The 25477-nt window shown below is 71.2% G+C and carries 26 protein-coding genes and 1 pseudogene; 20 read left to right on the forward strand and 7 right to left on the reverse strand.

All coding sequences use genetic code 11. From position 1 onward, the window contains the following. The first annotated feature begins 9 nt into the window (after positions 1-9). Positions 10-288, forward strand: a complete 279-nt coding sequence (locus QC385_RS00110) for a hypothetical protein (RefSeq protein WP_279539152.1) — start codon at positions 10-12, stop codon at positions 286-288. A gap of 57 nt (positions 289-345) precedes the next feature. Here QC385_RS00110 and QC385_RS00115 read toward each other — a convergent pair whose 3' ends face one another. Beyond that, the gene (locus QC385_RS00115; RefSeq protein ID WP_279539153.1) at positions 346-1356 is read right to left on the reverse strand and encodes a glycoside hydrolase family 3 N-terminal domain-containing protein; all 1011 of its coding nucleotides are present in this window, start codon (positions 1354-1356) and stop codon (positions 346-348) included. A gap of 187 nt (positions 1357-1543) precedes the next feature. Between QC385_RS00115 and QC385_RS00120 the strand changes: the two genes are divergently transcribed. From QC385_RS00120 to QC385_RS00135, 4 genes and pseudogenes are all read left to right on the forward strand, one after another. Continuing rightward, entirely contained in the window at positions 1544-2200 is a 657-nt protein-coding gene (locus tag QC385_RS00120) for an SDR family oxidoreductase (RefSeq protein WP_279539154.1), read from the forward strand. 133 nt (positions 2201-2333) lie between these two features. Continuing rightward, positions 2334-3368, forward strand: coding sequence for a LacI family DNA-binding transcriptional regulator (locus tag QC385_RS00125; protein WP_279539738.1), 1035 nt, complete (start codon positions 2334-2336; stop codon positions 3366-3368). A 48-nt stretch (positions 3369-3416) separates the two neighbouring features. Further along, positions 3417-3539, forward strand: a pseudogene (locus QC385_RS00130) (hypothetical protein); the annotation flags it as partial. A 44-nt stretch (positions 3540-3583) separates the two neighbouring features. Next, the gene (locus QC385_RS00135; RefSeq protein ID WP_279539155.1) at positions 3584-4192 is read left to right on the forward strand and encodes a TetR/AcrR family transcriptional regulator; all 609 of its coding nucleotides are present in this window, start codon (positions 3584-3586) and stop codon (positions 4190-4192) included. Between the two features lie 46 nt (positions 4193-4238). Here the strand turns inward: QC385_RS00135 and QC385_RS00140 are convergent, their stop codons facing one another. Further along, positions 4239-4934: a TetR/AcrR family transcriptional regulator gene (locus QC385_RS00140; RefSeq protein WP_279539156.1), complete on the reverse strand. Its 696-nt coding sequence runs from the start codon at positions 4932-4934 to the stop codon at positions 4239-4241. A 137-nt stretch (positions 4935-5071) separates the two neighbouring features. On the opposite strand from QC385_RS00140, the gene QC385_RS00145 reads away from it, so the two are divergent. Beyond that, positions 5072-5854 carry an alpha/beta fold hydrolase gene (locus tag QC385_RS00145; protein WP_279539157.1) on the forward strand — a complete coding sequence of 261 codons (783 nt, stop codon included), beginning with the start codon at positions 5072-5074 and terminating at the stop codon, positions 5852-5854. A 31-nt stretch (positions 5855-5885) separates the two neighbouring features. Here QC385_RS00145 and QC385_RS00150 read toward each other — a convergent pair whose 3' ends face one another. Next, positions 5886-9197 (reverse strand): family 78 glycoside hydrolase catalytic domain, encoded by a 3312-nt coding sequence (locus tag QC385_RS00150; RefSeq protein ID WP_279539158.1) that lies wholly within the window; start codon positions 9195-9197, stop codon positions 5886-5888. 278 nt (positions 9198-9475) lie between these two features. Between QC385_RS00150 and QC385_RS00155 the strand changes: the two genes are divergently transcribed. The 7 genes from QC385_RS00155 to QC385_RS00185 all read left to right on the forward strand — a co-directional run bounded on the left by QC385_RS00155 (position 9476) and on the right by QC385_RS00185 (position 15185). After that, on the forward strand, positions 9476-10414 hold the full coding sequence (locus tag QC385_RS00155; RefSeq protein ID WP_279539159.1) for an ATP-binding cassette domain-containing protein: 939 nt from the start codon (positions 9476-9478) through the stop codon (positions 10412-10414). Then, the gene (locus QC385_RS00160; RefSeq protein WP_279539160.1) at positions 10411-11256 is read left to right on the forward strand and encodes an ABC transporter permease subunit; all 846 of its coding nucleotides are present in this window, start codon (positions 10411-10413) and stop codon (positions 11254-11256) included. The genes QC385_RS00155 and QC385_RS00160 overlap by 4 nt, the downstream gene beginning before the upstream one ends. A gap of 108 nt (positions 11257-11364) precedes the next feature. Continuing rightward, positions 11365-12630 (forward strand): sensor histidine kinase, encoded by a 1266-nt coding sequence (locus tag QC385_RS00165; protein WP_279539161.1) that lies wholly within the window; start codon positions 11365-11367, stop codon positions 12628-12630. Then, complete coding sequence (locus QC385_RS00170; RefSeq protein ID WP_279539162.1) at positions 12627-13292, forward strand: response regulator transcription factor; 666 nt, start codon at positions 12627-12629, stop codon at positions 13290-13292. Before QC385_RS00165 ends, QC385_RS00170 begins: the two co-directional genes overlap by 4 nt. Before the next feature lie 99 nt (positions 13293-13391). Further along, positions 13392-14096 (forward strand): YqjF family protein, encoded by a 705-nt coding sequence (locus tag QC385_RS00175; RefSeq protein WP_279539163.1) that lies wholly within the window; start codon positions 13392-13394, stop codon positions 14094-14096. A 4-nt stretch (positions 14097-14100) separates the two neighbouring features. Then, the gene (locus QC385_RS00180; RefSeq protein ID WP_279539164.1) at positions 14101-14736 is read left to right on the forward strand and encodes a hypothetical protein; all 636 of its coding nucleotides are present in this window, start codon (positions 14101-14103) and stop codon (positions 14734-14736) included. Between the two features lie 68 nt (positions 14737-14804). Beyond that, entirely contained in the window at positions 14805-15185 is a 381-nt protein-coding gene (locus QC385_RS00185) for a hypothetical protein (RefSeq protein ID WP_279539165.1), read from the forward strand. Here QC385_RS00185 and QC385_RS00190 read toward each other — a convergent pair. The 4 genes from QC385_RS00190 to QC385_RS00205 all read right to left on the reverse strand — a co-directional run bounded on the left by QC385_RS00190 (position 15169) and on the right by QC385_RS00205 (position 17732). After that, positions 15169-15612, reverse strand: coding sequence for an SRPBCC family protein (locus QC385_RS00190; protein WP_279539166.1), 444 nt, complete (start codon positions 15610-15612; stop codon positions 15169-15171). The genes QC385_RS00185 and QC385_RS00190 overlap by 17 nt on opposite strands. 2 nt (positions 15613-15614) lie before the next feature. After that, entirely contained in the window at positions 15615-15965 is a 351-nt protein-coding gene (locus QC385_RS00195; protein ID WP_279539167.1) for an ArsR/SmtB family transcription factor, read from the reverse strand. After that, the gene (locus QC385_RS00200; protein ID WP_279539168.1) at positions 15962-16420 is read right to left on the reverse strand and encodes an SRPBCC domain-containing protein; all 459 of its coding nucleotides are present in this window, start codon (positions 16418-16420) and stop codon (positions 15962-15964) included. Before QC385_RS00200 ends, QC385_RS00195 begins: the two co-directional genes overlap by 4 nt. Before the next feature lie 94 nt (positions 16421-16514). Next, a complete protein-coding gene (locus QC385_RS00205; protein ID WP_279539169.1) occupies positions 16515-17732 on the reverse strand; it encodes an acyl-CoA dehydrogenase family protein in 1218 nt (405 codons plus the stop codon). Between the two features lie 137 nt (positions 17733-17869). Here QC385_RS00205 and QC385_RS00210 point away from each other — a divergent pair, with 137 nt between their 5' ends. From QC385_RS00210 to QC385_RS00240, 7 genes are all read left to right on the forward strand, one after another. Continuing rightward, on the forward strand, positions 17870-18706 hold the full coding sequence (locus tag QC385_RS00210) for an enoyl-CoA hydratase/isomerase family protein (protein ID WP_279539170.1): 837 nt from the start codon (positions 17870-17872) through the stop codon (positions 18704-18706). A gap of 95 nt (positions 18707-18801) precedes the next feature. After that, positions 18802-19434 carry a hypothetical protein gene (locus QC385_RS00215; protein ID WP_279539171.1) on the forward strand — a complete coding sequence of 211 codons (633 nt, stop codon included), beginning with the start codon at positions 18802-18804 and terminating at the stop codon, positions 19432-19434. Then, the gene (locus QC385_RS00220; RefSeq protein ID WP_279539172.1) at positions 19431-22025 is read left to right on the forward strand and encodes a putative PEP-binding protein; all 2595 of its coding nucleotides are present in this window, start codon (positions 19431-19433) and stop codon (positions 22023-22025) included. The genes QC385_RS00215 and QC385_RS00220 overlap by 4 nt, the downstream gene beginning before the upstream one ends. Beyond that, a complete protein-coding gene (locus QC385_RS00225; RefSeq protein ID WP_279539173.1) occupies positions 22022-23140 on the forward strand; it encodes an acyl-CoA dehydrogenase family protein in 1119 nt (372 codons plus the stop codon). The genes QC385_RS00220 and QC385_RS00225 overlap by 4 nt, the downstream gene beginning before the upstream one ends. A gap of 18 nt (positions 23141-23158) precedes the next feature. Next, the gene (locus QC385_RS00230; RefSeq protein ID WP_279539174.1) at positions 23159-23602 is read left to right on the forward strand and encodes a Zn-ribbon domain-containing OB-fold protein; all 444 of its coding nucleotides are present in this window, start codon (positions 23159-23161) and stop codon (positions 23600-23602) included. Continuing rightward, positions 23599-24753 carry a thiolase family protein gene (locus tag QC385_RS00235; RefSeq protein WP_279539175.1) on the forward strand — a complete coding sequence of 385 codons (1155 nt, stop codon included), beginning with the start codon at positions 23599-23601 and terminating at the stop codon, positions 24751-24753. Before QC385_RS00230 ends, QC385_RS00235 begins: the two co-directional genes overlap by 4 nt. A gap of 17 nt (positions 24754-24770) precedes the next feature. Continuing rightward, positions 24771-25475: an SDR family NAD(P)-dependent oxidoreductase gene (locus tag QC385_RS00240; protein WP_279539176.1), complete on the forward strand. Its 705-nt coding sequence runs from the start codon at positions 24771-24773 to the stop codon at positions 25473-25475. Positions 25476-25477 lie beyond the last annotated feature (2 nt).

Genomic DNA, 25477 nt, shown 5'->3' on the forward strand with positions numbered 1-25477 from the left:
GGTGGTCCAGTGGACTTCGACGCAGAACGATCAGCGCGCATCGCCGCCATGCAACAAACCGCCCGGCCCATCTGGGAGGCAACCGGCGACATGGACATCGTCCAGCAGTTCCTCAAGGACAACGGATGTCACGGAGTGGAAGCCATCCACGTGACCATGGGTCTGCTGAACTGCGATCTCACCGAAGCCCAACGAGCCTTCCTCGACGCCCCATGCCGCGACGCCGAACGCCGCTTCCACAACCACGCCATGGAGCTGCTCGAACAGGCCGCCGACCACAACACCTAACTGCACCAGCGGCCCGCAGGCTCTTGACTCGGTCATTGAGACTCCGCTGAACCGGACTCACACGCGCTTGGCCGCTTCGGCAGTCTTGCGCACATGCTGTGCAGCACGCGCAACGGCTTGCCCGAATGCGGGATCGTCTCCAGATCTCGCGGCGATCGCTTCCGCCAGGGCGATGACCTCATCCCCGCCAGGCAGAAGCAGCAGCTCCGCTCCGGCCTCGATGCTCGCGAAGACCGTATCGACAAGGCTGCGGCCATGCGTGGTGCTCGGTGCGTCGAGGTCATCGCTGATGATCAGCCCGTCGAATGCGAGCGACCGGCGCAGAAGGTCCACAGTTGTCCTCGATGTGGCCGCAGGCTCGCTGGGGTCCAGAGCCTCAACGACCGCTGGGCCGAGCATGATTGCCCCCACCCCGGCCTCGATGGCCCGGCGGAAGGGGATGAGGTCACCTTCACCGGTCACCTGGGCCGCCAGAACGGTGTCCTCGAGGGCAGGGTCGAGATCCAGCTGCGGGAAGCCGGGAAAATGCTTGGCGACGGCTACCACGCCCCCTTCCTGCACACCGGTGACGACAGCCGCCGCGATCCTGCCCACCTCTTCGGGCTCCAACGCGAGTGAACGACCCTCGAGCCACGGATTGCCCCCGGTCAAGATGTCGAGTACAGGCGCAAGGAACATGTTCACTCCGACACCCGCCGCTGCGGCCGCCACCGCTTTCGAGGACGCACGGATCTCCTCGTCGGAGAGCTGCGGCAGCAGGCTGGGCTCGGGGTAGGAGGGGACGAGTCCATGCAGTCGCTGGATACCCCACGGTTCCTGGTCGACTGCCACGAGAACAGGCGCCCCCGCCAGGTCTTCGACCTCGGTGACGAACCGGGTGAAGTCCGCGGCCGTTTCAGTGGCGCGGCGCTCGGGGCTCATCCTCCGCGCCACGTACTCTTCGCGGCTCTCACCGGGCAGCACAGCGACGGTCCCGCGCTCCAGGAGCGTGCGGAGCCAGGGACTCACGGACAACTCGCCGACAACCGGCAGGAGTACCGCATACGCATCGCGCGTGTGCTGGCTCATGAGGCCTTCCTCCAGAGTTGGTGATACGAATAACCACGGACGTTCGCATACGTCGTTGGGGCCGTCAAGCTCCGAACCGGTGGTACGGAATGGGAGTGGCGATCAAGATGTTGGGAGCATGCGAAGCCAGGCACATCTGAGGCAGGGACACGCGAAGTCACCTCGGTGGATGGAAGGGAGTACTTGGATGAACGTGTTCATCATCGGAATCACGGGCAAAATCGGCCGCCTGCTGACGAAGGAGCTTCTCTCCAGGGGGGATGCCGTTCACGGACTCGTGCGCCGCGAGGAACAGCGGGCGGACCTGGCCGCGCACGGAGTCGCTGCGGTGGTCGGAGATCTGGCCGGCATGTCCGTGGAGGAGCTGGCGGAGGCACTCGGGGGCGTTGACGCCATCGTGTTCACTGCCGGATCCAACGGCGGATCCAGGGACTTCACGAAGGCGGTCGACGGTGATGGCTTCGTCAAGGCGATCGAGGCTGCCCGCCGCGCGGGGGTCGACCGCCTCGCGCATGTGTCGGTATTCCCGGAGGCCTGGCGTGAACGTGACCTGGGTGACGAGGTCGAGTACTACTTCGCCGTGAAGAAGGAAGCGGACATGGCACTCAGTCGCAGTGATCTGGACTGGCTGATCATTCGCCCGTCGTTGCTCGTCGATGATCCTGGAGTCGGCACGATCTCACTGGGGCCGGCAGAGTTCCATGGTCAGGTGGCCCGCGCTGATGTCGCCGAAACCATCGCCGAGCTGCTGCACGAGCCCGGCATCGGCCGGCAGATCCTCGAACTCAACACCGGATCCACTCCGATCCGAGATGCCGTAAGAGCCAACGCCCACCGACGTTAGCCCAACACAGCGCAGGTACATGGGCCCCGTGCCGCTGCGACGCAGGCGGGGCGTCAGCGGGAGAATCAGGATGGGGCGTCGGGCGACCGAGGCCCGCACCATCGTCGGAGGGTGGGGCAGCGCGTTGGTCACCATGAAGGACGTAGCACGCGCCGCGGGCGTCTCGCAGGCGACGGTGTCGTACGTCTACAACAATCTGGGCAGGGTTTCCGAAGCGCAGCGCGAGCATGTCTATGCCGTGGCCGCGCAGCTCGGATACGCCGGACCCAACGCCGTGGGCAGCAGTCTGCGCTCCGGGCGGGTGGGCGCGGTGGGCGTCGTCGTCATGGACTCGGTGGTCGATGCCCTGGAAGATCCTTCGACGATTCTGCTGATGAAGGGAATCGCCGAGGTCGGCGACCTCGAGGGCGTGGCCCTGACGCTTCTGACCGCCGGCGAGGACGTGAGGACCTCCAAAGCGTTGCGGGGCCTGGTCGACGGGATCGTCCTGCACAACATGCCCGAGGAACATCCCCTGGCCGGGGTGCTGGCGGCCTCGGGCATTCCCGCGGTGGCCGTGGACTCACCACGCGGCAGCGGCCTGCCGTACGTAGGCATCGATGACCGGCGTGGCGCCCGGCTGCAGATGGAACACCTGCTGGAGCTGGGCCACCGCCGCGTGGGCATCGTCGTCGACAAGCTGTTCACCCATGGTGACGGCGGCCTGGTGAGCCTTGGCCAGGCGCGCAAGGCAACCGAGCGCAACGCGAGGGAACGGCTGGCAGGTCACTTCGGAGCCTGGCGTGACGCCGGCCTGGAGCTGTCCGATCTGCGGATCGTGGACGCGGCGGGGATCGACGAGGCGGCGGGCGCTCGCGCGGCCCTGACTCTGTTCGAACACGCCGAGGTGACGGCGGTTGCCGCGCTCTCCGATGTGCACGCGGCAGCCGCGATGCGCGTTGCGCGGGACCGAGGAATGTCAGTGCCGCGTGATGTCTCGGTGATCGGTTACGACGACGCGCCCGTGGCCGCTCTGACCGACCTGTCCACGATCCATCAGCCGATCGTGGAGAAGGGCCGGCAGGCCGCGGGCATGCTGCTGGATCGCATCGCCGGGGGCAGCCGCAAGCGGACGCTGCTGCGGACGAAGCTGGTGAAGCGGGGCTCCACGGCCGCACCGCGCATGTGAAGCCGTTGCGGCCGGCGTTGGCGGGTCAGGGCGTCCGGCAGACGGGCGATGTCGACGGCGCCATGCAAATGGCTGCGCTCGGTCCGTGACGACCAGCTGCCCGACGGCCGCATCGCCAACTTCTCGCCCGACGGCCGCCGCATCAAGCACCAACTCGACGAGTTCGCCATGATGACCGGCTCGGCGGGCTGGGGCGACGCGATCGTCGCCGTCCCTTGGGAGCTGTACCGCGCGGGCCGTACGCCAAGACACCGGCCCGCCGAGCGGAGATCGTACGGGCGGCCCGCGACAGTTTCGCCGAGAACGGCTACGCCAAGGCCTCCCTGCGGGACATCGCGGAGCGGGCGGGCATCACCCACGCCGGGCTCCTCCACCACTCCCGCAACAAGGACGAGATCCTTGCCGCAGTGCTCGCCGAGCGGGATTCCGAGGAGTGGCAGCACGGCGCGGCACAGGTCGGCGGCCTGGACCAGCTCGCGCCCTACCTCGGTGAGCTCATCCGTCACCACCAGAAGGCCCCTGAGCTCATGCGCCTGTGGATGGAGCTCGCCGCCGCGGCGTCACGCACGGATCATCCCGCCCACGCCTACTTCGTGGAGCGCTACGAACGCGGGCGCACGCAGTTCGCCGAAGGCTTCCTCGACCAGGCGGCCCGCGGCCGGCTGCGCGAGGGAGTCAACCCCGAGAGCGCCGCGGCCCTCTTCCATGCCGTGCTCAACGGCCTCCAGTTGCAGTGGGTCCTCGACCAGGACCTCGACATCATCGGACCGCTCAACGATTTCGTGCGCCTGCTTCTCCACCCGGACGACCGAGACGAGGGGTAGGCGAAACCCAACCCCGACGCCCTCACCGTGACCGGCCGGCGTCGCATCAGCCCCGGCCGGTCATGGGCCAGGCCCGCATCGCCGACTCCGCCACCTTCTCCAGCACCTGCCGAGAGGCGCCGTCGCACGCCTGCTGGTTCATGCCCTGGATGACGGCCGCGTAGAAAGCCGCGAGGCCGTCCGCGTCCGTGTCTCCAGGCAGGCGCCCGGCTTCGACGTCTTGGCGGATGCGGGCGGCGATGGCCGCCTTCGAGGCCTCCCGCATGCCGCGGAGTTCCGCCTTCACGTCCTGCGAGCCGGGTCCGCAGTTCGCGGCGGCCGAGATGATCAGGCAGCCCGGGGGATGCCGGGGATCGGTGTAGTCGGCCGCCAGGTGCCGCAGCATGGCCTCGATCGACGAGCGCGCGCCCTGCCCCTCGACCGAGGGGGTCGTGGCGATGGTGCGCTGGTACAGGCGCACGGCCTCGCCGAACAACTGCCGCTTGTCGCCGAACGCCGCGTACAGACTGGGCGGATTGATCCCCATCGCCTTGGTGAGCGAGGCGATGGAGGTGGACTCGTACCCGTAGGTCCAGAACTCCCTGAGCGCCGCGGCCAGGGCCTGGTCCCGGTCGAAGGCACGACGGGTCCGCGTCGCAGCGGGCCTGCCCGGCGGGGCGGCCGGCGGGGCGCCACCCTCTCCGCTCGCGCCCGCACCGCGTCGCCCACGGCTCCGCCGTTCCTTTTCCCCGCTCTCCGTCACCTGCGCAGTCTAACTCGCCATCTTTAGCGAACGCTAAAGCAGTCCTGTTACAGTCACCCCACGCTCAGCTTTAGCGATCGCTAAAGCTGTCGCGATCGAGCACCCATGCCCACGTTCCCCGCCCGGAGGATCCAGCCATGACCACCACAGCCCCCGCCCACTACGCCCGCACCGTCCACGGCTCAGGCCCCGGCCTCCTCCTCGCCCACGGCGCCGGCGGAAGCATCGAGGCCAACTACGGCCCGATCATGAACGGGATCGCCGCCCGGCACACCGTGGTCGGCGTCGACTACCCGGGCTCCGGCAACACCCCGACCACACAGGACACCCTGGAACTCGACGAGCTGGCGGACCAGTTGGTCGCGGCGGCGGACGCCGAAGGACTCGCCACGTTCGCCGTCTCCGGGTACTCCCTCGGCGGCCCGGTCGCCATCCGCCTCGCCGCCCGCCACCCGGAACGGGTCACCTCGCTCGCCCTGAGCGCCACGTTCGCCCGCCTGGACACCCGCACCGAGCTGGCCGTCGGCATCTGGCACCAGCTCTTCACCTCCGGGCAGTCCCGGCTGCTCGCCCAGTACCTGACCCAACTGGTCCTCAGCGCCCCCGCCCTGAACTCCCTCACCCCCGCCCAGGCCCGCGCCGCCGCCGAGCAGACGGCCCTGGCCCTACCGCCGGGCACCGGCGCCCAGGTCGACCTGGTCCGCCGGGTCGACGTACGTGACGACCTCGCCGCGATCGCCGTCCCGACCCTCGTCGTCGTCACCACCGCCGATTCCCTCGTCCCCGCCACCCTGCAGCACGAGCTGGCCGCCGCCATCCCCGGCGCCCAGATCGCCGAACTGCCCACCGGGCATCTTCCGTTCGTCGAGCGGCCCACGGAATGGCTGGAGCTCATCACCGAATTCCTCGGCCGCCGGTAGGCGAGGAGCCGCAGGACCCTGCCCTACCGGGTCATGCAGTTCTCCCGGTCTCGCCGGCGCCGCCGAGGACGGGGTCGACGCCGAAGCTGTAGGACCCGGACCCGACCTCGAACACGGCGGCCCCGTCCTCCATCCGGAGGAACCGGATTCCCTTGGCGGCTTCGGCCGGCCGGCCGCCCTCGGTGACCGCCGAACGGGTCCGCGTGGGCACGTGGACTTCAGCGACGGTGTTGACCGGCACCGTCACCTTCAGTTCGACAGCGCCGTTGTCCGTGCTCCACTTCGACGAGAGGCGGCCGTAGACGGTCTTGAGGCTTCCGGAGCCCTCCGTCAGGTTCCCTCCGGGCGTCGGCGCGATGCGTGAGCGCTTGTAGCCGGGCTCGATCGCCGAGAGGCCGCCGATGTTCTGGAACATCCAGTCGCCCACGGCCCCGTAGGCGTAGTGGTTGAAGGAGTTCATGTCGACCGGGCCGAAGCTGCCGTCGGGCATGATCGAGTTCCAGCGCTCCCACATGGTGGTGGCACCGTTGACGACCTCGTAGCCCCAGGACGGGTAGTCCTTGTGCAGCAGCATCTTGTAGGCCAGGTCGTCCCGGCCGATCTTGCTCAGCGCGGGCAGCAGCAGCGGTGTGCCGATGAAGCCGGTCCGCAGGTGGTAGTCGGTGAGCGCCAGCTTGGCCACGAACTTGCTCCCGGCCTTCTCGACGAGTGCCGGTTCCGAGATCAGGTCCATGCCGAGCGCCAGCGCGTATCCGGTCTGCGAGTTGCGCTTGACCGTGCCGTCGGAGGCGACGTAGGCCTCGGTGAAGGCGTCGCGGATGTCGGCGGAGAGCTTGCCGTAGTCGGACGCCGCCCTTTCGTCGCCCAGGGCCCCGGCGACCTCGGCCATCATGCGGGCGTTCTCTGCGTAGTAGGCCGTGCCCAGGATGCCCTGCTCGGTGGGGTCGTCCAGGTGCAGCCAGTCGTTGGTGAAGAAGGTGGTGCGGCCGGGCTCGAGCAGGTCCGGTCCGGCGCTGTCGCGCACGAACTGGAAGAACCTCTGCATGGCGGGGTAGTTCTCCCGCAGGATGCGGGTGTCGCCGTAGGAGCGCCACACGGAGTACGGCACGGTGATCATCACGTCGGACCAGCCCACACCGCTCTCGCCGAACTGGCCCTGAGGGGTCGGTACGACCGCGGGCAGGTCACCGTTGGCGTACTGGGAGTTGCGCACGTCCGCCATCCAGTGGGACAGGAACGCGCGGGTGTCGACGAGGTAGTTGGCCGTCGGCGCGAACAGGCTGATGTCTCCTGTCCAGCCCAGGCGTTCGTCGCGGGCCGGGGTGTCGGTGGGGATGGAGAGGAAGTTGCCCCGCTGGCTCCAGGAGATGTTGCTCACCAGCCGGTTGAGCATGCCGTCCGAGGTCTTGAGCGTGCCGGTGGCGGGGAGGTCGGATCCCCATACGACGCCCTTGACGTCGGAGAGGGCGGGAGGCTCGGTCACCCCGGTGATCTCGATGTAGCGGAAGCCGTGCTGGGTGAAGGTGGGTTCGTAGGTGACAGTTCCCGTCTCGGCAAAGGTGTAGCGGTCGGTGACCTTGGCACTGCGGAAGTTGTCGGTGTAGAGGGTGCCGTTCTTGTTGAGCACCTCCGCGTAGCGGATCTTGACGGTCTGGTCGGCGGAGCCGGTCAGGGTCAGCCGGGACACGCCGACCATGTTCTGCCAGAGGTCGTAGACGTAGGTCCCGGCAGTGGGCTCGGTCATCTTCTTGGCCTGGAGCACCTGGGTCCGGCGCACGGGCTCGTCGCTCTGCGGGACCAGGAGGGCGGTCCGGGACTCCAGGCTCGCGGCGGGCTCCCACTGCGCGTCGTCGAACCCGGGCCGGTTCCAGCCCGACGGCTCCAGACGGGCGTCATAGGTCTCGCCGTCCTGCAGATCGGCCTTGGCGTAGGGGCCGTCGGCCGACTTCCATGAACCGTCCGTGGCGATCCACTGGACGGAGCCGTCGGTGTAGGTGACGCGCAGCTTCGCCACCAGGGCGGGGGCGTCTCCGTACTGACGGCTCCAGCCGAGGCCGACCTTGCCGGCCCACCAGCCCTCCGCCAACGACGCGCCGAGTACGTTGTCGCCGCCGTCGAGCAGCTTCGTCACGTCGTAGGTCTGGGACTGGATGCGCTTGTGGTAGTTCGTCCAGCCCGGGGCGAGGACCTGGTCGCCGACCCGCTTGCCGTTGATCTCCAGTTCGTAGAGGCCGAGTGCCGACGCGTAGACACGCGCGGAGGCGACCTTCTTGCCGGACTCGGTCGCGAATTCCTTGCGCAGCAGCGGCTGTGGGCGGGCCGCGGGTCCGTAGAGGGCGTCCGTGGTGCCGGACACGACGAGGGCGGAGTCGGCGATGTCACCGCCGGTGAACGGGTTCCGGCCGGAGGCGAAGTCGGTGTCGAGGAGTGTGCTGCCGTCGGTGCCGGTCACGACGGCGTCGTGGACCGTTCCCCGTTCGCCGCAACACGCGTGTGTGCGGAAGCCTATGTACCCCTTGGTGAACGTGGAGTCGGTGAGGGTGCTGACCGGCTTGCCGTCGAGGGTCGTCCTGATGGTGGTGCCCGTCACGTCGTAGCGGACGGTGTGCCGGCCGTCGAGGAGACCGGCGTTGGTGAAGCCGTAGGGCGCGAGATCCACCTGCTGGATCACGGTGTAGGTGCCCTTGACCTGCTTGTGCAGTCGCAGCATCGGGGTGGGGCCCGTGACGTTGAACTGCCACATGTAGCCGTTGCTCGCGTCCGAGGCACGCAGGAACATACCGAAGGCGGCACTGTCGAGCTTGAAGTCGACCGTGGCGGTGTAGTCGGTCCACTTGTCCAGCTCACTGGGAGCCGCAGGGCGGGTGATCCACTGGGCGCCGTCCCAGTCGCCGGAGTTCAGCAGGCCGGTCTCGAAGTACGCGGTCGCGCTCCACGGACTGGCGGCTCCCTTGTCGTCCCACGCCCGAACGCGCCAGAAGTACCGTGTGCCCGCCTCCAGGCCGGGGCCTTCGTACCGCACGCCGACCTGACGGCCGGACACCACCTTGCCGGACGACCACACATCGGCGGAACCCGGGCTGCGCCCGACCTGGATCTCGTAGGCCGTCTGCGACGTCGCGCGCCGGGCCGACGCCAACTGCCAGCCGAGGACCGGGTCCTCACCACCGATGCCCAGCGGGTTGACCCGGCCGTTGGCGGTCAGGGCCTTCACGGTGAACGGAGCGTCGGACACCGACGCGGCGGAGGACATGGGCGTCGGCAGGATCGCCACGCTTCCGAACACGGCGAGCACTACGAAGCCTCTGAGGAGCACGAGCAGGACCGATCGCTTTTCGCCCATGGCAACTCCGCATTGAATCGTTTCAAACATGCAGGTCGCCGGGACCGTACTGATGTGACGCCGGACACGTCAAGAGGTAGGGGCGGGTGGATCGGCGAATGTGGGGCGGCGTTCAGCCCTGTTCGTCCACGGCGGTCGACGACGGGCGTCCCCCCAGGGTCGTTGCCGTCGGCAGCGGCGTACTCCGGTCGTGGTATGCGCAGTGACCGCCGTGGGGCGACGCGGGAACCGGCCGCCTTGCAAGAGCCTTGAGGCCTCGGACAACCCGGAGGTGGATCGTGATCGAAGTGAACGACCTCAGCAAGAGGTACGGGGACAAGCTCGCGGTGGACGCGCTGAGCTTCGCCGTGCGTCCTGGTGTGGTGACGGGCTTCCTCGGGCCCAACGGCGCGGGCAAGTCGACGACGATGCGGATGATCATGGGACTGGACCGGCCGTCGTCCGGGACGGTACGTGTCGACGGCCGCCCGTACGAGCAGCACGAGGCGCCCCTGGAGACGATCGGGGCGCTGCTGGAGGCGAAGGCGATCCACCCGGGGCGCTCGGCGTATCACCACCTGCTGGCCCTCGCGGCGAGCAACGGCATCGGCAGGCGCCGGGTGCTGGAAGTGATCGACATGGTCGGCCTGACGGAGGTGTCCCGCAAGCGGGCGGGTGGGTTCTCGCTGGGCATGGGGCAGCGGCTGGGCATCGCCTCGGCACTGCTCGGCGACCCGCGGATCGTCATGCTGGACGAGCCGGTCAACGGGCTCGACCCCGAAGGCGTGCTGTGGATCCGCAACCTGTTGAAGGACCTCGCGGACCAGGGGCGGACCGTCTTCGTCTCCTCCCATCTGATGAGCGAGATGGCGTTGATCGCCGAGGACCTCATCGTGATCGGGAGGGGCCGGCTGCTGTCGGCGGGCCCGCTCGCCGACTTCGTCGCGCAGTCCTCCAGCCGCAGCGTACGGGTGCAGTCGCCGCAGGCCGGGGCCCTGCGGGACCTGCTGGTGGGTGACGGCGTCTCGGTCACCGACAGCCGGCCCGGCGTCCTGGACGTCCAGGGGCTGGAGGCCGCCGAGATCGGTGAGCGCGCCGCTGCCGCCGGGCTGGTGCTGCACGAGTTGTTCGTCCAGGAGGCGTCGCTGGAGGAGGCGTTCATGGAGCTGACCCGCGATGCCGTCGAATACCACGCCACCACCGCCGAGTTCGCCACCACCGGAGGGACGAACCGATGAGCACTGCCGCCCTCGACATACAGGGCACACAGAAGACGACCGGTACCGCCGGCCGCCCTGCGGGGGGTTTGCGGGTGACCTTTCCGCGCGTCGTCCACATGGAATGGATCAAGCTGCGGTCGCTGCGCTCGACGCTCTACACGCTGACGATCACCGTGGCCCTGGTCATCGGCCTCGGACTGCTGTTCAGCAGTCTGGTCGGCTCGGGACAGGGCCCCGGGGAGGACGATTTCAGTGACCCGACCTCGATCAGCCTGGGCGGGGTGATGCTCGCCTCGCTGGCCGTCGCGGTGCTCGGGGTCCTGATGAGTGCCGGCGAATACGCCACCGGGTCCATCCGCGCCACGCTGGCCGCGGTCCCGTCACGCCTGCCGGTGCTGTGGGGCAAGGTGATCGTCTTCGCCGTGGTCGGCTTCGTGCTGATGTTCGTGGCGGCCCTGGGGGCGTTCCTGGCCGGTCAGTCGGTGCTGTCCTCCCGTGACATGGCCACCGCCGCGCTCTCCGATCCGGGTGTGTTCCGCGCGTTGATCGGCGCGGCGGTCTACCTCACCGGTGCGGGGTTGATCGGCCTGGCGGTCGGCGTCCTGCTGCGCAACACGGCCGGGGCGATCACCACCGTGGTGGGCGCGCTGTTCGTGCTGCCGGGGGTGATCCAGCTCCTGCCGAGCAGTTGGAACGACGCCATCGGCCCGTACCTGCCGTCGAACGCGGCGAACGCGTTCATGTCCGTGCGGACGAGCGGTGACTCGCTGTCGTCCGGGTCCGGGCTGGCGGTGTTCGCCGTGTACCTCGTCGTGCTCCTGGCCGGCGCGGCCGTCCTGCTCAAGCGACGAGACGCGTGAGCCCGGCTGCCGCGGGCACGCCGCCGACCCCCTCGTACGCCTTCGGGCGTGGGGGCGGGCGGCCGCGTCCGTGCGGAGCGAGGATCCGTGCGGAGGAACGGTGAAGCCGTGACCGGACCGGAGTCGCTGCGACGGGTGACCAGCGCCCACCCGCGCCTGCTGGATGCCGCCCTCGCCACCCTCGTGGGCGGTGCGGGCATGGTGCCCCTGCTGTTGGGACGCTGGCCCGACGGCGACCGGGCGTCGGGCGCCGACGCCGTCGCCGCCGTGGCCGCGTTCCTGCTGCTGCTGGTGCGCCGCCGGGCACCGCTGCCCGTCCTGGCGCTGACCGTGCTCGGCGAGGTGGCGTTCACCGTCCTCGCGTCACAGCCGTCGCGGGCACTCAAGATCACCGTGTTGCTCGTCATCTACACCGTGGCTCGCACGGTCCCCCGGCGGACCGCGCTGACCGTCACAGCGGGCACGGCCCTCGTCCTGTACGCCGTCATCGCGTATGCGATGGGTTCGGCCTACACCCCGGAGGCCGGCGCGGTGTTCGCCTGGACCGGGATGTTCGCCGCTGTCGGAGGCACCGTGCGCACCTGGCGCGACTACGTCGCCGCGGTGGAGGAGCGAGCGCTGCGGGCAGAGGCGAGCAAGGAAGCGGAGGCCCGTCGTCGCGTCGCCGAGGAGCGGCTGCGGATCGCCCGGGAGCTGCACGACGTGATCGCCCATCACATCGCCCTGATCACCATTCAGGCGGGCGTCGCCGGGCACTTCCTGCGTGACCGGCCGGACCAGGCCGACGTGGCGCTCGGCCACATCCGCGACGGCGGCCGTACGGTGCTGGACGAACTGGGCTCCCTGCTGTACGTACTACGGCAGTCCGGTGGCGAGCCGGACGAGACGCAGCCGGCCGAACCCGTGCCCGGCCTGGCCCGGCTCGGAGGGCTCCTCGACTCGCTGACCGCCGCGGGGCTGAGCGTCCGCCACCGGCAGACCGGCCGGCCGCGTCCCCTGCCGACCGCCGTCGACCTGGCCGCCTACCGCGTCATCCAGGAGGGGCTGACCAACGCGCACAAGCACGGTGCCACCGCCGAGGCGGACCTGCTCGTCGGCTACGGGCCCGGCGCCCTGCGCATCCGGATCACCAACCTCCTGCACACTCGCCCGTCCCCGGTCCCGGCGGCGGGCACCGGACACGGGCTGACGGGCATGCGCGAGCGCGCCCACACGGTCGGCGGCAGTTTCCGTGCCGGAGCGGAACCCGACGGTCGTTTCCGCCTCGACGTGCGTCTGCCGCTGCCCGAAGCCGCACCACCGGCCGGCACCGAAGCGTCGGACGGGTCCGGCACAGCCCTGTATCCGACCGCCGCTGAGGGGAGGCAGGGATGACGATCCGCGTGCTGCTCGCCGACGACCAGGCCCTCGTCCGCGCCAGCTTCCGCATGATCATCGAGTCGGAGCCGGACCTGGAGGTCGTAGGAGAGGCGGCAACGGGCGGCGAGGCTGTCGGACTGGCCCGCAGTACCCGTGCCGATGTCGTCCTGATGGACATCCGGATGCCCGACATGGACGGCCTCGCCGCCACGCGCGCCATCTCGGCGGACGAAGACCTCGCGGGTGTACGGGTGCTGATCCTGACGACGTTCGAAGCCGACGAGTACGTCTTCCAGGCGCTGCGTGCCGGGGCCAGCGGGTTCCTCGGAAAGGGCGTGGAGCTCTCCGACCTCCTCGACGCGATCAGGCTGGTGGCCCGCGGAGAGGCACTGCTGTCACCCAGGGCGACCAAGGCACTCATCGCCCAGTACCTGACCACACCCGACCTGACGAACGCTCCCGCCCCGGTGCTGACGAGCCTGACCGAACGCGAGCGCCAAGTGCTCGTCCTCGTCGCCGCCGGCCTCTCCAACGACGCCATCGCCGAACAACTGCACGTCTCGCCCTGGACCGCCAAGACCCACGTGAACCGCACCATGACCAAGCTCGGCGTCCGCGATCGCGCCCAACTCGTCGTGATCGCCTACCAGACAGGCTTCGCCCAACCCGGCGCTTGACCGGCCCCACGGGAGTAGTCGTTGAGACCGGCCGGGCGTTTCCGCCGGCCGCGCCGCGGGGACTCGCCGTGTGTGGTCGCGTATGGAGCGGAGCGGCGCGTGCGGGTTCCCGCGCTTCGGGCCGGCTGGCTGAGGCAGACGTTCGTCCATTGGGCCTTTCCGCCGGACACGGTCCAGGCGCTGCTGCCCGAGGGACTGGTGGTGGACGAGTACGAAGGGTCGGCCTGGGTGGGGTTCACGCCCTTCGTGATGGCGGATGTGCGCCCTCCCGCGGTGCCCGCCCGGGTGCCCGGGCTCCCGACGTTCGCGGAGACCAACCTGCGGACCTACGTCCGGCACCGGGACGGGGCGGACGGGCTGTGGTTCCTGTCCATCGAGGTGGCCTGCCCGCTGATGCTGGCGGCCAGGGTCGTGGGCGCGCCGTACAACCCGGGCACGCTGAGCGTCTCCCTCGACGGGGACACCGTCGCGTACGCGGGGTCCAGGTGGGTCGGCGGGGCCTCCTACCGCCTGGTGGTCCGGCCCGGTGACCCGATCACGCCCACCGAGCGGGACGTGTGGCTGACCTCGCGCTGGCGGGCGTACACCCGTCGGCTGGGCGTGCTCTGGGAGACGCCGGTCGAACACGAGCCCTGGCCGCTGGCCCACGCCGCCGTCGACGTGCTCGAGGAGACGCTGACCAGCGCGGCAGGCCTGCCCGCGCCCGCCGCCGAGCCCCTGGTGCACTTCTCTGAGGGAGTGCGGCACGTGCGGCTCGGGGCGTCGAGGCCGCGTGTCCCGACGCCGGGTCCGTCCGGGGAGTAGCACCGTGAGCCGCGCGCGCGGCACCCGCGGAAGGCGCCCGCGGCTGCGCTTCGACGGCTGGATCGCGGGCGTGGGCACCTCCTCGGGGACGCGCTTCGTGCTGGGGCACTGGCAGCGGTCGCCGTTCGGGCCGTTCAACGACGTGATGATCGAGCGTGCCGACGGGGAACGGCTGCTGCTCGCCCCCTCGCAGCGGACCGCGGACTTCGTCAGTGGCACCTACAGCTTCGACACGGTGCGTGTCGTGCCGGTCGAGGTGAGCGTCGCGGACGACACCTGGACGGTCGCCGCGGGGCCGCTGGAGCTGCGCTTCACCGTCGGGAGACGACGGCCGTTGGGCGTTCTCCTGCGGGCCGTGCCCGGCGCACTCGCCGCCCGCCCGGCTTGGGCCGCCCTGACGAACGGGCCCGCCCACCTGCTGCCGACCCACGTGCGGACCCGCGGCCGTACGGGCGCGCGGCGCCGCGAGTGGTACGGCGTGCGGGACATGCGGCCGGTCGGCGCGGTGTCCGCGGCCTTCGAGGGCCTCGACCTCGGTGTCATGGCACCGGTCGAACCGCCCGTGCGCTTCGGCTTCGGTTCGGTGCCGCGGAAACCCACCCTCACACGGGTCACCACGACGGTGGAGCTGGGCCGGTGACCTTCGTTTCCCCGCCGGTTCGGCCGGGTACCCGGCCGAACCGCGAAGAGAGCGGAAAGGACACCGGTATGGACAGAGCGAGAGTGCCGGACCGGGCGGACACGGTCGCGGTGGCGCACGGCCTGTTCAACATCGCGGGCGGGCTGTGGCCGCTGGTGCATCTGCGCAGCTTCCAGTGGGTCTTCGGGCCGAAGACCGACGTCTGGCTCCAGATGACGACGGGCGGCTTGCTGGCCTCGGCCGGTGTCGCCCAGCTCGCGGCGGCTCCGGGACCGCAGGGGCCGGTCCAGGCCCGTCGCATCGGTCTCGGCACGGCCACCACCTTGCTGGCCATCGACCTGATCTACGTGCCCAAGGGGCGGATCCGGCCGACGTACCTCTTGGACGCCGCGATGCAGACGGGATGGATCGCCGCCTGGCTGCGTTCCGCGGCTAGTGCCAGTCGCTGATCCGGACGTCGTCGGGCGCCGGCCTGCCGCGTCCCGTCTCCACGAGGTCCTTGAGGCTCATCAGGAAGGTCGCCCACTTCGTGCTGCAGTGGTGCATGAACTCGACCGGCTCACGCCAGCCCTCGTGTGTGAACAGGACGATCGTGTAGTCGTCGCGGCGGCTGAGGCTCCAGTCGATCTCGGTGCCGATCCACTCCGCGGGGCCGTCCGTGACGCGCCACCGCACCCGGCCGACGGGGTCGAGCTCCAGGATCTCCATGTCGAAGCCGCCGACGTCGCCGAAGCGGAACACCAGCTGACCGCCGACCTCGCTCTTGCCTGTGGTGTCGGTCGTCCACCAGCCGGCGATGCCCTCGGGCGTGGCGATGGCCCGGTAGACGTCGTCCAGCGGCGCGAGGGCGCCGACGCGATGCAGGATGTCGGGCATCTTCATTCTCCTTCGGGGTGGTCGCGGCTGCGTTCGATCGCCTCCGCGATGTGCTTGATCCGGCGCAGTCGGGCGTCCCAGGACGTGCCGACCGCGGCCAGTTGGGCGGCCGCGCGGGCGAGTTGTGCCTCGTCGACCCGGTAGCGCCGCTCGCGACCGGCCGGCTCGGCACGGACCAGCCCGACCCGGTCGAGGACGGCGAGGTGTTTGGACACGGCCTGCCGGGTGAGGGGCAGGCCCGCGCTGAGCGAGGTGGCCGTTCCGGCTCCGGACGCGAGGAGCAGGTCGATCAGGGTGCGCCGGGTGGGGTCACCGATCGCCGACCACAGTTCGTCGTCGACCGGAGTGCTCATGAGGCCGACACCAGTCGCGCGATGTACGCGCCCAGCCGGGGGATGTAGTGGTCCCAGCCGCTCACGTGATCGCGGTACTGCTCCTCGAGTACGGCGATCTCCCAGCCCATCTCGCGGAACCCGGTCTCGGTCATCCGCACCCGGGTCCCCTGCTCCGCCGGCAGCAGGTCGAAGGTGACCAGCAACGAGTCCCCGCCGCGTTCGGCGTCGGTGTAGCACCATTTGAACGAGAACCGCGACGGCGGGTCGACCTCCACGACGGTGAGCGCGACGGTCATCGTGTCGCCGGTCGTCTCGTCCCGCCAGAAGAGCTCACCGGGCGCGCCCGGGACGGACTTGAACCGGGCGTCGTCCGGCCACCACTCCCGCATGTGCTCCGGCCGGCTGACGACCTCGAAGACCACCTCCGGTGGTGCGTCGACGTGGATCTCGCGCTCGATGCTGCCGTATTCCATGCCCGAACCCTTTCGCAACCTTTAGTTGCGTATCAGAGTACGGCAGCGGACATTCATGCGCAACATTTGGTTGCGCGTTGGCTCGGCGTCGTCATCACCCGTCGGCGACACCCGTACGCGGCTGCCGGTAGGGCCGCAGCGCGCGGCGCGCTATGGCGAAACGATGCGTCTCCGACGGACCGTCGTAGATGCGGAACGGCCGCACCTCTCTGAACAGGCGGGCCAGCGGGGCGTCGGCGGCCGAGATGCCGAGCGCTCCGCAGATCTGCACCGCGCGGTCGACCACTCGGTTCACCGCCTCCGCGACGAAGGTCTTGGACACCGAGGTGAGCTGCGAGGCGGCCGCGGAGCCGGTGTCCAGTTCCCAGGCGGTGCGCAGGATCAGGGCACGGCTCGCCTCGATGTCGATCTCGGAGTCGGCCAGCATCTGCTGGACCATGCCGAGGTCTCCCAGCGCCGAGCCGAACGCCATCCGGCTCCCCGCCCGCTCCAGCGCCACGTCCTGGGCACGGCGGGCGGCTCCCAGCCAGCGCATGCAGTGCGTCATCCGGGCGGGACCGAGCCTGACCTGGGCACCCTCGAAGCCGTGGTCCACCGCGCCGAGCACCTGCTCCTCCCCCACCACGCACTCCTCGAAGGCGATCTCGCTGTGCCCGGCGAAGAGCGACTCGTCGAGGGTCTCGATGGTCCGGACGAGACGCATGCCGGGATTGCCGGCGTCGACCAGGAACATGGTGGCGCCGCCCGGGTCGCCGGGACTGCCGGAGGTGCGGGCCATGACGATGGCGAAGCCGGCTCCCTCGGCACCGGTGATGAACCACTTGCGCCCGTCGATGCGCCAGCCGCCGGAGACCCGGGTCGCGGTGGTCCGCAGAGAGCGGGGATCGGCACCCGCACCAGGCGCCGGTTCGGTCATGGCGAAGCAGGACCGTGACTCCCCCGCGGCGAGCGGACGCAGATACCTCTGCTTCTGCTCTTCGGTGGCCACCTTCTCCAGCAGGTGCATGTTGCCCTCGTCCGGGGCGGCGCAGTTCAGCGCCAGCGGTCCGAGCAGGGAGTAGCCCGCCGCTTCGAACACCACCGCCTGCCCGCGCAGGTCGAGCCCGTGTCCGCCCCAGCGCGTCGGCACGTGCGGAGCGAACACCCCCGCGTCACGGGCCGCCTTTTGCAATGTCTCCCGCAGGGCTTCGGGGGCGTCGTGCACGGAGCCGCCACACTCACGCTCGGCCGGAACGACCACCTCGCGCACGAACTCGGCCGTTTGCGAGGCGAGTTGAGTGACTGTCGGGTCTACATCGAACTGGATGGGCACGGGACCTCCCGCCGACGGGCGTACGGGCATCGGGTCCCGTCGCATCTAGAAACTGTATAGCGTCTTAAGTATCTTGCCTGGAAGCACCGGGGACGGAAAGCACCCGGCGACGGGAAGCTACGACAGGAGAAGCACCCATGGGCCTTGCCGTGAGCACCGAGCCGGTCCGGATAGTCCGCCACCCCGACCGGGTCGTCGAGCTGAGACTCGACGACCCGGGGCGGGGCAACGCCCTGGACCTGAGGACGGCCGAGGCCTTGCGGGACACCGCGCGCGAGGTGGCCGCGGACCCGGGCGGCGCCGTGCTGCTGCGGGCGGCGGGCGGCAGCTTCTGCGTGGGCGGTGACCTGCGCGCCTTCGCCGGTCGCGGCACCGGGACCGGCGCCTACGTCCATGCCGTGGCGAGCGCCGCACACGCGGCGGTACAGGTCCTGTACGAGCTGCCCGTGCCGCTGGTGACCGCCGTGCGCGGCGCGGCCGCGGGTGGCGGGATCGGCCTGGCGCTGGTGGGTGACATCGTCCTGGCGGCCCGGTCCGCGCGGTTCCGGCTGGCGTACACGGCGATCGGGCTGACGCCGGACTGCGGGGCCTCCTGGTTCCTGCCGCACCTGGTGGGCCCTCGCAGGGCGGCGGACCTGATCCTCACCAACCGGGTCCTGACCGGCGACGACGCCGAACAATGGGGCCTGGTCTCGCACTCCGTGGACGACGAGGAACTGGACGACGCGGCACACCGGACAGCGGCCGGCCTGGCCGCCGGATCCGGTGACGCGCTGCGTGCCGCGAAGGATCTGCTGCGCGCCGGCACCGGCGACGAACTGGGCCGCCACCTCGCCGAAGAGGCGCGGTTGATCGCCGCCCTGGCGGACGGCCGGGAGGCGCGGGACCGCATGGCGTCGTTCCTCGCCGCGCGGCAGCGCCTTAAGGCGGGCGACGGCCGGACCGAGGCCGGCGAATCCCAAAGTGTTTCTTGAGTCCCTCTTCACTAACAGGCTCGCCGAGGCGTAACCTCCGGGCAACACAGATCCGAAAGAACCGGTCACCACAGAGCCGGGGAAAAGGTGTGGCGATGCAATCTGCTGCCGTGGGCCTTCCGGACGCTCCCGACGAGCCTCTCGGCGAAGCCTTCGTCGACCTCGTCCTGCGTGGCATGTGGCGCGGTCGGCCGGAGTCCGAACACCGTCCGCTGGTCGACGCCGGGCTGGCGATGGTGAAGGGGCCGGTGGTGCTGCCGACGGAGCGGGCCAAGGCCGCCGCCGCGCGGATCCTGCGGGTCCCCGCGGGCTCCGAGCAGGAGGCGCGGATCACCGCCGCCTACGAGGCGTTCCTGCCGGTCAACCGGAAGATCCGCGACGTGTGCACCGCATGGCAGTGCCGCCCCGACGGAACCGCGAACGACCATTCCGACGACGCCTACGACGCCGGGGTGCGCGAGTCGCTGGAAGACGTCCACGAGGCCATCCAGCCCGTGCTGCGCAGGCTGGAGCGGGTGCTCGCGGGCAGCGACCGGTACCTTCCGGCCCTGGAGGAAGCCCTCGACCGTTTCGACGACGGCGCGACGGCGTGGCTGGCCTCACCTTTGTGCGACTCGTACCACACCGTGTGGATGCGGCTGCACCAGGAGCTGCTGCTCGTGCTGGGGATCAGCCGGGCCGAGGACGAGGCCCTGGAAGAGGAACTGGTCACGAGGAGCCGGGGGTGAGCGTCGCCGACCGCGAAGCGGGACCGCTCGCACACTCCGGCGCCCCCCTCGCACCCTCCGAGGCACCGGGCCGGGTCCTGGTGCCCTACGGGCAGGGCCGGATCCGCGGCCTCGACGCCGACGAGCTGGGCGCGCACGGCGCGGCGATGGACCGGCTGGTGGCCCTCGGGCTGCCGGTCGTGCCGGGGCTCACCGTGCCCGCGGGCGCCTGCGCGTCGCTGGGGGAACCCGACACCGCCGAAGCAGCCGTCGATCTGGTCGAACAGCTCTCGGGGCGGCGGATCGGCGACGCGGGCCGGCCGCTGCTGCTGCGTCTGTCGGCGAGCGCGCCGACCGAGATCGCGGGGCTGCCGCCGGACCTGGCCTGTCTCGGCGTGACCACGGGCACCGCAGACGACCTGTGCGCCGTCATCGGGCGCGCGGAGGCCTTGCACGAAGTGTGGGCCGCCACCGTACGGATGATCGCCGAGTACGCCCTCGACGTGTCCGGTGCGGTGCTCGACGACGCCCTCCTGGACACGCCCGAGCCGCGGGCGCGTGTGGAAGCGCTGCTGTCCCTGGTGGCGCGGCACGGCTCCCAGCCCTTCCCGGACGACCCGGCGCAGCAGCTCGCGCTGGCCGCCCGCGCCCTCCTCGCCCGGTGGGACTCGCCGCGCGCGAGAAGGTCCCGCAGAGCCCAGCGGCTCCCCGCCGATCTGACCCTCGCCCTGCACGTGCAGGCGCTGCGCATCGGCCCTGCGGACCACTCGGGCTACGGCACGGCGGTCAGCCGCGATCCCGAGACCGGGCGGCTCTCCCCCCAGGGCTTCTTCTTCCGGGGTGTGCGCCGCAGCGCCCCGCCGCCGCACACCGGCGAACCGCTGGACCGGCTCGCGGGCGGGTCCGCGCTGCTGGAGCACTCCCTGCTCACCCTGGAGCGCCATCTGCGGGCACCGGTGTCGGTCGACTTCGAGGTGCGCGACGACGAGATCTCCCTGCTCGCCGCCTCGGCGCAACTCCGCCCGCCGCTCAGGGCGGCGGTGTGCCTGGCCGCGGACCTGGCCCGGGACGGGGCGCTCGGCCGCGAGGACGCCGTACGCCGGATCACCCCCGCGCAGGTGCAGGAGCTGCTGCACCCCCAGCTGCGGCTGACCGGCGGGGAGGACCTCCTGGTGACGGGGCTGCCCGCGTCCCCGGGGGCGGCGACCGGAGCGGTCGTGCTGTCCAGCGAGCGTGCCCTCGAACTGGCCGCGGACGGTACGCGGGTCGTGCTCGTGGCCGCCGAGACGACCCCGGCGGACGTCCCCGGGATGCTGGCCTCCGCTGCCGTGCTGACCGGCAGCGGCGGCATCGCCTCGCACGCCGCCGTGGTGGCGCGGGGCGCCGGCAAACCCGCGGTGTGCGGCGCCGAGGGACTGCGCGTCGACCCGGCGGCCGGGACGGTCCGCTTCGGGGAGCGGCTGGTGCGCGAGGGCGACCCGGTCTCGCTGGACGGCCGTACCGGCGCCGTCTACGCGGGGACCCTGAGCGTCAGTGTCGCCGGACCGCCGCCCGAACTGTCCACCCTGCTGGAGTGGGCCGACGGCATGCGCCGGCTGGGCGTACGGGTCAACGCCGACACCGCCGCCGAGGTGGACACGGCCCTCGCCCTGGGCGCGGAGGGTGTCGGACTGTGCCGTACGGAACACCAGTTCCTCGGCGAGCGGCTGCCGCTGATCCGCCGGGTACTCCTGGCCGCCGACCCGACCGCCCGGGACGAAGCCCTGCTGGAGCTGGAGCGCGCACAGCACGAGGACTTCCGCGCACTGCTGGCCGCCGTCGGGAACCGCCCGGTGACCGTGCGCCTGCTGGACGCCCCGCTGCACGAGTTCCTGCCCGCCCTCGGGCAGGCCCTGGACGCTGGCGAGGAGCAGCGGGCCGCCGCACTGCGCGAGGCGAACCCGATGCTCGGGCTGCGCGGCGTGCGGCTGGCGCTGCTGCACGAGCGGCTCTACCCGGCGCAGGCCGAGGCGCTCTTCACCGCCTGGGCCGATGTCGCCGCCACCGGGGTGCGTCCGGAGCTGGAGGTGATGATCCCGCTCGTCAGCATGCCGGAGGAACTCGCCGCCGCGGCCGCGTACGTGCGCGGTGCCGCCGACGCGGTCGCCGCCCGTACCGGAGTGGAGGTCCCGTACCGGCTCGGCACGATGATCGAGACCCCGCGGGCCGCGCTGCTCGCCGGCGAACTCGCCGAGCACGCCGAGTTCTTCTCCTTCGGCACCAACGACCTCACTCAGCTCACCTACGGGTTCTCCCGGGACGACGTCGAGCGCCAGGTGCTCGCCTCGTACCGGGAGCGCGGGTTCCTGACCGCCAGCCCGTTCGCCCGGCTAGACCCGCACGGGGTGGGCGCACTCGTCGCCCTGGCCGCCGAACGGGCACGGAGCGTACGGCCCGGCATCAAGCTCGGTGTGTGCGGTGAGCACGGCGGGGACCCGGAGTCGATCGCCTTCTGCGACGACGTCGGCCTCGACTACGTCTCCTGTTCCGTGCACCGCGTACCGGTGGCCCGCATGGCCGCCGCGCACAGTGCCCTGCGGCAGCGGCAGGACGAGGGCGGGAGCGCACGATGACGAGCACCACGACCGAGGGCACGGCCCTGTCGGACACCGAGCTGGACGATCTGCGCGAGACCGTGCGGTCGGTGTGCGCCGACGCCGGCGGCACCGCCGCGGTCCGCCGGATGTCCGAGGAAGCCCCCGGCATCGACGCCGAGTTGTGGGACACCCTCGGCCGGCAGGTCGGACTCGCGGCCCTCGGTCTGCCCGAGTCGGCGGGAGGCATCGGCGGGCTCGCCGAGATCACCGCCGTCTGCGAGGAGCTGGGCAGGACGCTGGCACCGGTACCGCTGCTGTCCTCCACCGTGCTGGCCGGGCAGGTGCTGGCCGGCTGCGGTACGGCCGACAAGGCGCTGGCGGAGCTGGCCGAGGGGACCGTGCACGCCCTGGCGGTGGCCGCGCCCGACGGGAGGTGGCGGCCCGGCGCCGTGCCGGTGGCCGTCTCCTGGCAGGGCGGTGTCCCGCTGCTGGACGGCACCGCGCCCTTCGTCCTCGACGGCGCCGACGCCGAGGCGCTGGTGGTGGCCGCGGCGGGGACCGACGGCGTGGACCTCTTCCTGGCCGACCCGCGCGAACCTGGCGTCATAGTGCGCCGCGTGCCCACGCTGGACCTCAGCCGGGGCCAGGCGGTGGTCACCTTCTCCGGGGCCCGGGCCAGGGCGCTGACCGCCGGCGGCGAGGGAACGGACATCGTCTCCCGCGCCCTGGACGTGGCGCTGATCGCCCTGGCCGCCGAGCAACTCGGCGGAGCCCAGACCGCGTTGGACATGACGGTGGCCCATGTGCGCGACCGCACACAGTTCGGCAGGGCGATCGGCGGCTTCCAGGCGGTCAAGCACGCATGCGCCGACATGCTGCTCCAGGTCGAGGCCGCGCGGTCGGCCGTGGTCCGCGCGGTCCTGGCGGACGGCTCGCCTCAGGCGCTGGCCGAAGCGGCGGCGGTGGCGCAGGCGTGGTGCGGGGAGGCGTTCGTCTCCGTCGCCGCCGAGTGCGTGCAGTTCCACGGCGGGATGGGCTTCACCTGGGAGCACGACGCGCACCTGTACTTCCGGCGCGCCCAGTCGGACGCGGTCCTGCTGGGCGGCGCCGCACACCATCGGGAACGGCTGGCCGGGCTGCTGGGCTGGTGACGTGGAAGGCGGGACGGCATGGCCACCAGACTCATCGACGAGTCACTGTTCGACGGGGAGTTCGGCGGGGGGCCCGGCGCCGGGGATCCACCGCGTCTCGTGGGCGCCCGCTGCTCCGCGTGCGGCACCGTCGTCTTCCCCCGGCAGGACTCCTGCCCCAGGTGTCCGGACGGGGCGATGTCCGCGCGGGTGCTGCCGATGAGCGGGCGGGTGTGGTCGTGGACGCTCCAGGCGTTCCCGCCGAAGCCGCCGTACCGGCCGCCGTCCGGCGACCACCGCGCCTACCACGTGGGCTATGTGGACCTCGGTGAGGTGCTGGTCGAGGCGCGGCTGGCGGTGCCCCGCGCGGAGATCAGGATCGGTCTGCCGGTCCGGCTCACCACCGTGACGGCGTACCAGGACGAGGACGGGACCGAGGTGCTGACCTTCGCGTTCGCACCGGACAGGGAAGGCGGACGATGAGGCGGACCGACGACGTCTATGTCGTGGGCTGCGGTATGCATCCCTTCGGCCGCGACGAGAGCGTCACCGGGATGGACATGGCCGAGCGTGCGATACGCGAGGCGCTGGCCGACGCCGGTGTCGCCTGGGAGGACATCGGGTACGCGGCCGGCGGCTCCGACGTGTCCGGCAAGCCCGACACCCTGGTGGGCCGGCTGGGCCTGACCGGAGTGCCGTTCGTCAACGTGCAGAACGGCTGCGCGACCGGCGCCTCCACCGTGCTCACGGTGGCCAACGCGCTGCGCGCGGGCGAGGCCTCCGTGGGACTGGCGGTGGGGTTCGACAAGCACGAGCGCGGCGCGTTCCACGTCTCCGCGGCCCGCTACGGCCTGGGCGACTGGTACGCCGAGACCGGCATGATGCTCACCACCCAGTTCTTCGCCCTCAAGACCCGGCGGTACCTGTACGAACACGGGATCTCGGAGGGGGCGCTGGCGATGGTGGCGGCGCGGGCCTTCCGCAACGGCTCGCACCACCCCCTGGCGTGGCGGCGCAAGCCGCTGACGGAGCAGGAGATCCTTGACTCGGCCGAGGTCAGTCCCCCGCTCACCCAGTACATGTTCTGTTCGCCCGGACAGGGCGCGGCCGCGCTGGTGCTGGCGCTCGGCGACCGCGCCTTCGACCTGTGCGAACGACCGGTCAGACTTGCGTCGCTGGCCTTCCGGACCCGGCGGTTCGGTTCGTTCGAGGTGTTCTCGCCCTGGCTGCCCCCGGGACCGCACCGCAGTCCCAGCGTGGACGCCGCGGACGCGGTCTTCCGCACGGCGGGGCTGCGTCCCGCGGACGTACAGGTGGCCCAGTTGCAGGACACCGACAGCGGCTCGGAGCTGATCCACCTGGCGGAGACCGGGCTGTGCGGCCACGGCGAGCAGGAGGCGCTGCTGGCCGCCGGGGACACCGATGCGGCGGGCCGGATACCGGTCAACACCGACGGCGGCTGTCTGGCCGGCGGGGAGCCCGTCGGGGCCTCCGGGCTGCGTCAGTTCCACGAGGTCGTACGGCAGTTGCAGGGCCGAGCGCCGGGTCTGCAGGTGCCCGGCGCGCCCCGGGTGGGCTTCACCCATGTGTACGGGGCGCCCGGGATCAGCGCCTGCTCTGTCCTCACGGTGTGAAAGGGGCGGACACCGCCATGGAGCACGACGGCAGAACCGCACTCGTCACGGGCGGGGCCCGGGGAATCGGGCTGGAGATCGGCCGGCAGCTCGCGGACCGGGGGCTGCGGGTCCTGGTCGCGGCGCGGAAACCGGAGGCCGCCGAGGAGGCGTGCCGTGCCATCGGCCCGGCGGCGGTGCCGCTGGCCCTGGACGTGACCTCCGCGAGGAGCGTCACCGAAGCGGTCCAGGAGGCGAGGGAGCTGACCGGCGGCATCGACGTGCTGGTGAACAACGCCGGAGTGTCGCTGGACGGGGACCTGCGGCCCCCTTACGTCGACGAGGACGTCCTGCGCGCCACGCTGGACACCAACTTCACCGGCGCCTGGCGAGTGGCGCAGGCCGTCGTCCCGGGCATGGTGGAAGCCGGCTACGGACGGGTCGTGAACGTCACCAGCTCCTACGGTTCGCTGACGCTGATGGACTCCGGCCGGCGTCCCGCCTACCGCATCTCCAAGACGGCGCTCAACGCCCTGACCCGCATGCTCGCCGCCGAGCTGTCCGGCACGGGCGTCCTGGTCAACGCCGCCGATCCCGGTTGGACGCGCAGCGGCATGGGCGGTCCGTCCGCCCCGCGCGGTCCGCGGGAGGGGGCGGACACCCCGGTCTGGCTGGCGACCCTGCCCGAGGGCGACGAGACGACCGGCGGGCTGTTCGCCGACCGCAGGCCACTGGCCTGGTGAAC

It is taken from the genome of Streptomyces sp. DH10 (genome assembly GCF_029813805.1).
Taxonomy (GTDB): Bacteria; Actinomycetota; Actinomycetes; order Streptomycetales; family Streptomycetaceae; genus Streptomyces; species Streptomyces coeruleofuscus.

Bases quoted from the DNA above. Each gene is read 5' to 3' on its own strand.
- QC385_RS00115 (WP_279539153.1), bottom strand. From the start codon at position 1,356: ATGAGCCAGCACACGCGCGATGCGTATGCGGTACTCCTGCCGGTTGTC.
- QC385_RS00120 (WP_279539154.1), top strand. From the start codon at position 1,544: ATGAACGTGTTCATCATCGGAATCACGGGCAAAATCGGCCGCCTGCTG.
- QC385_RS00125 (WP_279539738.1), top strand. From the start codon at position 2,334: ATGAAGGACGTAGCACGCGCCGCGGGCGTCTCGCAGGCGACGGTGTCG.
- QC385_RS00145 (WP_279539157.1), top strand. From the start codon at position 5,072: ATGACCACCACAGCCCCCGCCCACTACGCCCGCACCGTCCACGGCTCA.
- QC385_RS00150 (WP_279539158.1), bottom strand. From the start codon at position 9,197: ATGGGCGAAAAGCGATCGGTCCTGCTCGTGCTCCTCAGAGGCTTCGTA.
- QC385_RS00160 (WP_279539160.1), top strand. From the start codon at position 10,411: ATGAGCACTGCCGCCCTCGACATACAGGGCACACAGAAGACGACCGGT.
- QC385_RS00170 (WP_279539162.1), top strand. From the start codon at position 12,627: ATGACGATCCGCGTGCTGCTCGCCGACGACCAGGCCCTCGTCCGCGCC.
- QC385_RS00185 (WP_279539165.1), top strand. From the start codon at position 14,805: ATGGACAGAGCGAGAGTGCCGGACCGGGCGGACACGGTCGCGGTGGCG.
- QC385_RS00190 (WP_279539166.1), bottom strand. From the start codon at position 15,612: ATGCCCGACATCCTGCATCGCGTCGGCGCCCTCGCGCCGCTGGACGAC.
- QC385_RS00195 (WP_279539167.1), bottom strand. From the start codon at position 15,965: ATGAGCACTCCGGTCGACGACGAACTGTGGTCGGCGATCGGTGACCCC.
- QC385_RS00200 (WP_279539168.1), bottom strand. From the start codon at position 16,420: ATGGAATACGGCAGCATCGAGCGCGAGATCCACGTCGACGCACCACCG.
- QC385_RS00210 (WP_279539170.1), top strand. From the start codon at position 17,870: ATGGGCCTTGCCGTGAGCACCGAGCCGGTCCGGATAGTCCGCCACCCC.
- QC385_RS00215 (WP_279539171.1), top strand. From the start codon at position 18,802: ATGCAATCTGCTGCCGTGGGCCTTCCGGACGCTCCCGACGAGCCTCTC.
- QC385_RS00225 (WP_279539173.1), top strand. From the start codon at position 22,022: ATGACGAGCACCACGACCGAGGGCACGGCCCTGTCGGACACCGAGCTG.
- QC385_RS00230 (WP_279539174.1), top strand. From the start codon at position 23,159: ATGGCCACCAGACTCATCGACGAGTCACTGTTCGACGGGGAGTTCGGC.
- QC385_RS00235 (WP_279539175.1), top strand. From the start codon at position 23,599: ATGAGGCGGACCGACGACGTCTATGTCGTGGGCTGCGGTATGCATCCC.
- QC385_RS00240 (WP_279539176.1), top strand. From the start codon at position 24,771: ATGGAGCACGACGGCAGAACCGCACTCGTCACGGGCGGGGCCCGGGGA.